The organism is Bergeriella denitrificans NBRC 102155, assembly GCF_001592185.1.
Taxonomy (GTDB): domain Bacteria; phylum Pseudomonadota; class Gammaproteobacteria; order Burkholderiales; family Neisseriaceae; genus Neisseria; species Neisseria denitrificans.
The window spans coordinates 1-7501 of the sequence record NZ_BCWL01000100.1 but is presented as its reverse complement, the minus strand read 5'-3'; the positions used below and the strand labels follow the sequence as shown (position 1 = coordinate 7501).

Annotated in this window: 9 protein-coding genes; 4 read left to right on the top strand and 5 right to left on the bottom strand. The window is 55.4% G+C overall.

Going from position 1 to position 7501, the window contains the following annotated elements:
* Nucleotides 1-127: 127 nt before the first annotated feature.
* The 5 genes from pyrH to BDE01S_RS06515 all read right to left on the bottom strand — a co-directional run bounded on the left by pyrH (nucleotide 128) and on the right by BDE01S_RS06515 (nucleotide 3272).
* Nucleotides 128-847, bottom strand: a complete 720-nt coding sequence (gene pyrH, locus BDE01S_RS06530; RefSeq protein WP_066079019.1) for a UMP kinase — start codon at nucleotides 845-847, stop codon at nucleotides 128-130.
* 279 nt (nucleotides 848-1126) lie between these two features.
* Nucleotides 1127-1981: a translation elongation factor Ts gene (gene tsf / locus BDE01S_RS06525; RefSeq protein WP_066079016.1), complete on the bottom strand. Its 855-nt coding sequence runs from the start codon at nucleotides 1979-1981 to the stop codon at nucleotides 1127-1129.
* A gap of 97 nt (nucleotides 1982-2078) precedes the next feature.
* A complete protein-coding gene (gene rpsB / locus BDE01S_RS06520; protein ID WP_066079015.1) occupies nucleotides 2079-2804 on the bottom strand; it encodes a 30S ribosomal protein S2 in 726 nt (241 codons plus the stop codon).
* A 139-nt stretch (nucleotides 2805-2943) separates the two neighbouring features.
* Complete coding sequence (locus tag BDE01S_RS11690; protein ID WP_255265797.1) at nucleotides 2944-3066, bottom strand: hypothetical protein; 123 nt, start codon at nucleotides 3064-3066, stop codon at nucleotides 2944-2946.
* Nucleotides 3063-3272 (bottom strand): hypothetical protein, encoded by a 210-nt coding sequence (locus BDE01S_RS06515; RefSeq protein ID WP_066079012.1) that lies wholly within the window; start codon nucleotides 3270-3272, stop codon nucleotides 3063-3065. Before BDE01S_RS06515 ends, BDE01S_RS11690 begins: the two co-directional genes overlap by 4 nt.
* A gap of 169 nt (nucleotides 3273-3441) precedes the next feature.
* Here BDE01S_RS06515 and BDE01S_RS06510 point away from each other — a divergent pair, with 169 nt between their 5' ends.
* The 4 genes from BDE01S_RS06510 (at nucleotide 3442) to BDE01S_RS06495 (ending at nucleotide 7439) form a co-directional block, all read left to right on the top strand.
* Nucleotides 3442-4026, top strand: a complete 585-nt coding sequence (locus BDE01S_RS06510; RefSeq protein ID WP_066079009.1) for a 5-formyltetrahydrofolate cyclo-ligase — start codon at nucleotides 3442-3444, stop codon at nucleotides 4024-4026.
* A gap of 310 nt (nucleotides 4027-4336) precedes the next feature.
* Entirely contained in the window at nucleotides 4337-5251 is a 915-nt protein-coding gene (locus tag BDE01S_RS06505; RefSeq protein ID WP_066079006.1) for a hypothetical protein, read from the top strand.
* A 187-nt stretch (nucleotides 5252-5438) separates the two neighbouring features.
* Nucleotides 5439-5675 (top strand): TM2 domain-containing protein, encoded by a 237-nt coding sequence (locus BDE01S_RS06500; protein WP_066079002.1) that lies wholly within the window; start codon nucleotides 5439-5441, stop codon nucleotides 5673-5675.
* Between the two features lie 291 nt (nucleotides 5676-5966).
* Entirely contained in the window at nucleotides 5967-7439 is a 1473-nt protein-coding gene (locus BDE01S_RS06495) for a malate:quinone oxidoreductase (RefSeq protein ID WP_066078997.1), read from the top strand.
* The last annotated feature ends 62 nt before the right edge of the window (nucleotides 7440-7501 follow it).

The window sequence follows — 7501 nt, the reverse complement described above, 5'->3', positions numbered from 1 at the left end:
GGGCGAGCCAACGCCGTAGCAGGATTTAAGTTCTACGACTATATAAACAAGCTGCCCGCCATCGTGTTTGGCAAATGAAAAAGCCGTCTGAAAATTTTCAGACGGCTTTTATCACTCAGGCAACGGCTTAGCAATGCACCAGCGTGCCTTCGTTTTCTCCCAAAATCACGTTTTTCAGCGCGCCGGCTTTGGCAATGCCGAATACGACGATGTTCAGCTTGCGTTCGCGGCACAGGGCGAAAGCGGTAGCGTCCATCACTTTAAGGTTTTTGTTCAGGGCTTCGTCGAAGGTGATAGTTTCGTAGCGGGTAGCGGCGGGGTCTTTTTTCGGGTCGGCCGTGTACACGCCGTCAACGTTGGTAGCTTTGAGCATCACGTCGCAGTTCATTTCCGCGCCGCGCAGGGCGGCGGCGGTATCGGTGGTGAAGAACGGGTTGCCGGTGCCGGCGGCGAAAATCACGACTTTGCCTTCTTCCAAATATTGAATGGCTTTGGGGCGGGCATAGGTTTCGGCGATTTGCTGCATGGACAGGGCGGACTGTACGCGGGCTTTGAGGCCGAGCGATTCGAAGGCGTCTTTGAGCGCCAGCGCGTTCATGACGGTGGCCATCATGCCCATGTAGTCGGCGGTAGCGCGGTCCATACTGCCGGCTTGTGCGGAGACGCCGCGGAAGATGTTGCCGCCGCCGACTACGACGCCGACTTGTACGCCCAAATCAACCACTTCTTTGACTTGGCTGACGATTTGCATGATGGTATCGCGGTTGATGCCGAAGGCGTCCTGACCCATCAGGGCTTCGCCGGAGAGTTTCAATAATACGCGTTTGTATTTGACTGCTTGTGTCATGGGATACCTTGCTTTCTTTGCGGTTGGGTTGTTTGAGGCCGTCTGAAATATAGTCAGACGGCGGGAGGCGGGCGATGCCCGCGCCCCGGGAAATCGGTTGTTTGGGAAACGGTGCTTTGTCCGGCAGTATCTTTTTCAGACGGCTTTTATCCGGCAGGCGGTATGGGGTTATTATATGGCTTATTCTCCGGCAGCCGAAATGCGCCTTGTGCGGTGCGTTTCCAAAAAAAGCACCCTGATTCATGGGCGAACCGGGGTGCTTTCTTCTGCATAGGCTGATTACACTTTGGCAGCGGCGGCTACTTCGGCTGCATAATCGACTACGGCTTTCTCGATGCCGTCGCCTACTTTGTAGCGTACGAATGATACGACTTCGGTGCCGTTTTCTTTCAGGAATTGGGCAACGGTTTGGTCGGGGTTCATCACGAATGCTTGGCCGTTCAGGGTGACTTCAGCCAGGAATTTTTTAATGCGGCCTTCTACCATTTTGGCGGCGATTTCGGCAGGTTTGCCGGATTCGATGGCTTGTTGGGTGTAGATGTGGCGCTCTTTTTCTACCAGCTCGGCATCGACTTGGTCTTCGGATACGCATTGCGGTTTGGCGGCTACGATGTGCATGCCGACTTTGCGGGCTACGTCTTCAGAGCCTTTGAACTCGACCAATACGCCTTCGGTCGCCAGCGCGCCGTGGATGTAGGCAACCAGGCTGTTGGCGGTTTCGATGATTTCGAAGCGGCGTACGGACATGTTTTCGCCCAGTTTGGCGATGATGGCTTTGCGCTCGGCTTCAACCAGTTCGCTCAATGCTTCAATGCTGGCCGGTTTTTTCTCGGCTGCGGTTTTGGCAACGAAGTTGGCAAATTCTACGAAGCCTGCGTCTTTGGCAACGAAGTCGGTTTCGCAGTTCACTTCGACCAATGCGCCGACATTGCCTTCAACGGCAAATGCCAATACGCCTTCGGCAGCTTGGCGGCCGGCCAGTTTGCTGGCTTTGTTGCCGGATTTGATGCGCAGGATTTCTTCGGCTTTTTCCATGTTGCCTTCTGCTTCAACCAGTGCTTTTTTGCACTCCATCATGCCCAGGCCGGTAGCGGCGCGCAGGTCGGCAACCATTTTTGCAGTAATTTCTGCCATGTTAAACTCCTTAATGTTTTGAAAAACAAGATATATCTTGTTTCGGAATCGGATATGCTTTAAAAAAGGGGCATAAAGCCCCTCTTTTCAGCCTGAATTATTCGGCAGCGGCTTGGGCAGCGGCTACGGTTTCTTGCAGGGCTTGGTTTTTGCCTTCCAATACGGCGTCGGCGATGCCGCGGCAGTACAGGCGGATGGCTTTTGCGGAGTCGTCGTTACCCGGGATAACGTATTTCACGCCGTCGGGGCTGTTGTTGGTATCGACAACGGCAATCACGGGGATACCCAGTTTTTCGGCTTCGACCAGCGTACCTTTTTGGTAACCGGTGTCAATCACGAAAATCGCGTCGGGCAGGCCTTTCATGTTTTTGATACCGCCCAGCGAACGCTCCAGTTTTTCCACTTCGCGTTGCATTTCCAGGATTTCTTTTTTACCGAAACCGCTTTCGGCAGCGTTTTCCAAAGCGGCTGATTTTTCTTCCAGACGTTTGATGGACTGCTTAACGGTTTTGTAGTTGGTCAGCATGCCGCCCAACCAGCGGTGATCAACGAAAGGCATACCGGCGCGGGTCGCTTCTTCGCGGATGATTTCACGCGCTTGGCGTTTGGTACCGACGAACAGTACGGTGCCTTTGTTGGCAACCAGACGACGAACGGCTTCTTGCGCTTCTTGGAACATCGGCAGGGTTTTTTCCAAGTTGACGATGTGGATTTTGTTGCGCGCACCGAAAATGTATTGTTCCATTTTCGGGTTCCAGAAACGGGTTTGGTGACCGAAGTGAACACCGGCTTCAATCATCTGACGCATAGTAATTTGAGACATTTTATTTCCTTGAAAGGGTTAGGGGCACACATTCAATCGCATAGAACTTGGCGGAAAAGCTCCGGCAAGCACCCTTCGGCGAAAGTGGGCGTAGTTTTAAAAAATATAAAAACGCTTTTCAAAGCAAAAAGCCGGAGAATTATATAGGATTGGCGGCTGCTTGGCAATGCGGCGCACGCTTTTTGCCGTCTGAAAACCGGCAGCCGGCAGCGGCGGGTTTTTCAGACGGCCTGACGCAGCCGTCTTCGGGCGGCGGACTCAATCCTGCTGCGTCCGCGCTCCGTCTGCCGCATCTTCCTCCGCTTTCAGCCGCTTGTTGCGGCGGCGTATGAGCACGACCCAGCAGACAAACACCGTCGGCAGCACCGCCCAAAACAGCAGATAAACCACCATCCGCGCAATACTCGGCTGGGCGACGGAAAACATGATCGCCACAAACAAATAGCCGATGACCACGATATGCCACATATCTAATCCCCCTGTGTGTGTTTTATAGCTGTTCAAATGCATAATCAGACTAGGCAACGAGCCGCAGATAGTACAAGTCGTACAGCAAGGCGAGTTAACGACGTATGATTTTGTAGTTGAATGGCTATATAATCCGCATATTGTACACGAGCAGAGAGGCCGTCTGAAAATGTCCGCCACAGAAAAAGCCGAGCTGCGCCGCCTGCTGCGCCGCGCCCGCAGCCAAATGGGCGCTGCCGAGCGGCAGACCGCCACCCGCACCGTCAACCGCCTGCTCAAGCGCCACATTAAAAAAGGACGCAAAATCGGCGTGTATTGGCCGATCGGCAAAGAAATCCGCTTGGACGATTTTGTTCAGACAGCCTTGCGGCGCGGCGCGAAGCTGTATCTGCCCTATATCGAACCGCGTGCAAAACGGCTGTGGTTCACCCCTTACGCCGCCGACGGTTCGCAGCAGGCAGAGCGCAAACGCGGCGCGTCCAAGCTGCACATCCCGCAGTTTGCCGGCCGGAAAATCCGCGTACACGGCTTGGATTTGCTGATTGTCCCCATCGTCGGCATTGACAGGCAGGGCTACCGGCTCGGACAGGCGGGCGGGTTTTACGACGTATCGCTCGCTGCGATGAAATACCGTTTGCCAACCAAAACGCTGGGCGTAGGTTTTGCCTGCCAGCTTGTCGACACCCTGCCGCGCGAGGCCCACGATATGCCGCTCGACGGATTTGTTTCGGAACACGGAGCATTGCGGTTTTGAAGCCTTATCCCGTTTGACCGCATATCATTGTAATATCGAGAATGGACGAAGCGGCAAAACGCAGCCGCGCTGTATCGTTCTGCGTGAAATAACGATAAAATTTGACGGCAAACGCAGTTGCGTCTCCTTAATGCCGTCTGAAAACCCGCACACACACCCGACCTGCGCGACACCGTCGTGTACGGTATGCTGCGCGAGGAATGGCTTGCCGCCAAAGCCGCGCTGCCGGCGCGTTTGCAGTGGCAATGCCTAAATCTGCCGCCAATCCCAAATAATCCCGTTTTCAGACGGCCTTTTACATACCGATACCATGTCTTTATCTTTCAATATCAGCATTATTTCGCCGCCATCTTATCCCCATGTGCGCGCATTCGACGAACTGGCCGAGCTGCTGCGCCATTCGCTGCTCGAACTCGGCTACCCCGCCGACATCACCGCCAACCATTTCGACCACAGCCGCACCAATATTTTGTTCGGCATCCATCTGTGGCCGTCTAAACATCTCGACCGCCTGCCCGCGTCCTCCATTATTATGAACACCGAGCAACTCGAAGCCTTGGCGCACGCCGACGAGGTGCGGCAAATCATGTACCGCAACACCCTGGCCGCCGCCCGCCGCTTTCCCGTATGGGATTACGACCGGCGCAATATCCGCGCCTTGGCCGCCGAGGGCATTCCCGCCGTCTTGTGGGAAATCGGCCACCACCCCGCGCTTGAGCGCATCCGCCCCGCCGAAACCGCCGACATCGATGTATTGTTTTACGGCAGCATCAACCCGCGCCGCGCCAATATTCTCAACGCCCTGAGCGCCGAAGGGCTGCGCGTGAAACATCTTTTCGGTCTCTACGGCGCCGAGCGCGATGCCTGGATTGCCCGCGCCAAAATGGTGCTGAACCTGCACGCCTACGACACCCATATTTTCGAAATCGTGCGCTGCTCCTACCTGATGAGCAACGGCATCTGCACCGTCAGCGAAGTCAACGACGACACCAGCATCGCGCCGCAATACCGTAACGGCATCGTTGCCGCGCCCTACGGCAAGCTGGTGGAAACCTGCATGGCGCTGGCGCACAACGCGCCGCTGCTCGAGCATTACCGCCGCGCCGCCTTCGATACCATCAGCCGCCTGCCTCAAGCCGCGTTCACCCGCAACGCACTTGCCCAAACCCCCAATCAGGCTTTTACGGCGGCAAGGCCGTCTGAAAACAGCACGGCAGGCGGCTAAGGGCTTGAATGCCGTTGCGTTTACCCGAAAGATTAAATTCAGGTAAACCTTTTTCAGACGGCCTTGATGCGCCTGTGCGGCATACCCATATCGCTTTTAGCCGTTGCTTGAATAAGCAGCAAAACGGCTGCCGCGCCCGCCGTGTTTTTTCCCGCCCCGTTTGTGATTTCACCCATAAGGACTATCCATGCAAAATTTCTCCTACGCCGCCACCCACCCCCACACCTGCAACAAAGCCCTGTATGTCGCCATGGCTTTGCTGTTCGGCACGTTCGGCGTACACAAATTCTGCGCCGGCCGCGTTTGGATGGGCATTCTCTACGCCCTGTTCAGCTGGACGGGTATTCCCACCGTTGTCGGCATCATCGAAGGCATTTTCGCCGCCTTCAAGCAAACCGACTCGCTGGGCGCGATTGCGGTTTGAGCGTTTTTGCCCCGGCGTTTTCCGCCAAAATACGTTTGTTTATAATTTAATAATTATTCCGATACCGCGCGAAAACCCTTGCAAACAAAGGCCGTCTGAATATTTCAGACGGCCTTTTCCAGTTTAATTTATGTTAAATCGAATACAAAATCTTTGCATTTCTGCCGAAAATCCACTAAATTCACAGCCTATATGTTTTAAAAAAATCCGCACCGCACTCTGACGGTGCAGTCACGCTTCAATCCAATAATCATAAAGGCAGAGGCTGCCTAATCTTTAAGGAGTAAAACCATGGCAAAAGCAACTGATGTCGTCTTGGTTGGCGGAGGAATGATGAGCGCCACATTGGGCGTTCTGCTGCGGGAACTCGAACCCTCTTGGGAAATCACCATCATCGAGCGCTTGAGCGATGTCGCGCTCGAATCGACCAGCCCGTGGAACAACGCAGGCACAGGCCATTCCGCCCTGTGCGAGCTGAACTACGCCCCGCTCGGCGCAGACGGCACAGTCAACCCCGAGCGCGCCTTGGGCATTGCCGAGCAGTTCCAAATCAGCCGTCAGTTTTGGGCCTCGCTTGTCAACGAAGGCAAGCTGGCCGACAATTCCTTTATCAACAGCGTGCCGCATATGTCGCTGGTGATGAATGCCGACCACTGCGCCTACCTGCAAAAACGCTTTGATGCCTTCAAACCGCAAAAGCTGTTTGAAAAAATGGAATTCTCCACCGACCGCAGCCAAATCGCCGAATGGGCGCCGCTGACCATGGCCGGCCGCGACGAAAACCAGCCCGTAGCCGCCAACTACTCCGCTGAAGGCACCGATATCGACTTCGGCAACCTGACCCGCCAAATGGTCAAATACCTGGTGGACAACGGCGTGCGCGTCGAATTCAACCGCCACGTCGAAAACATCACCCGCGAAGCCGACGGCGCTTGGACGCTGAAAACCACCAACACCCAAGACAACACCAGCCCGCTGACCTTCCGCAGCCGCTTTGTTTTCCTGGGCGCAGGCGGCGGCGCACTGACCCTGCTGCAGAAATCCAAAATCCCCGAAGGACGCGGCTACGGCGGCTTCCCCGTATCCGGCCTGTTTTTCCGCACCCAAAACGAAGCCATCGCCGAGCAGCACAACGCCAAAGTGTACGGCCAGGCATCCGTGGGCGCGCCGCCGATGTCCGTACCCCATCTCGATACCCGCCATGTGGACGGCAAACGCTACCTGATGTTCGGCCCCTACGCCGGCTTCAAACCCAACTTCCTCAAGCAAGGCTCGATGATGGATTTGCCCATGTCCATCCACCGCGGCAACCTCATGCCCATCCTGCGCGCCAGCTGGGACAATATGCCGCTGACCAAATACCTGCTGGGCGAATTGCGTAAAACCAAAGAAGAGCGTCTCAGCTCGCTGCTGGAATACTACCCGCAGGCCAACCCCGACGACTGGGAGCTGATTACCGCCGGCCAGCGCGTACAAGTCATCAAAAAAGACGACAAAAAAGGCGGCATCCTGCAATTCGGTACCGAAATCGTCACCCATGCCGACGGCTCGCTGGCCGCGCTCTTGGGCGCATCGCCCGGCGCATCCACCGCCGTGCCCCTGATGATTAAGCTGATGCACCAATGCTTCCCCGACCGCGCCGCATCATGGGAAGGCCGTCTGAAAGAATTGGTACCCGGCTACGGCGTGAAGCTCAACGACCATCCGGATTTGGCCGAAGAAATTCTCAGCCACACCGCCAAAGTCTTGGGCATCCACCACTAAACCCCGCAGCGTATCCCATCCGGATACGCTGTTTTTTATAGTCAAATAAAATAAGAATGAGA

Coding starts and splice junctions, on each gene's coding strand:
- pyrH (WP_066079019.1), bottom strand. CDS start 847: ATGACACAAGCAGTCAAATACAAACGCGTATTATTGAAACTCTCCGGC.
- tsf (WP_066079016.1), bottom strand. CDS start 1,981: ATGGCAGAAATTACTGCAAAAATGGTTGCCGACCTGCGCGCCGCTACC.
- rpsB (WP_066079015.1), bottom strand. CDS start 2,804: ATGTCTCAAATTACTATGCGTCAGATGATTGAAGCCGGTGTTCACTTC.
- BDE01S_RS06515 (WP_066079012.1), bottom strand. CDS start 3,272: ATGTGGCATATCGTGGTCATCGGCTATTTGTTTGTGGCGATCATGTTT.
- BDE01S_RS06510 (WP_066079009.1), top strand. CDS start 3,442: ATGTCCGCCACAGAAAAAGCCGAGCTGCGCCGCCTGCTGCGCCGCGCC.
- BDE01S_RS06505 (WP_066079006.1), top strand. CDS start 4,337: ATGTCTTTATCTTTCAATATCAGCATTATTTCGCCGCCATCTTATCCC.
- BDE01S_RS06500 (WP_066079002.1), top strand. CDS start 5,439: ATGCAAAATTTCTCCTACGCCGCCACCCACCCCCACACCTGCAACAAA.
- BDE01S_RS06495 (WP_066078997.1), top strand. CDS start 5,967: ATGGCAAAAGCAACTGATGTCGTCTTGGTTGGCGGAGGAATGATGAGC.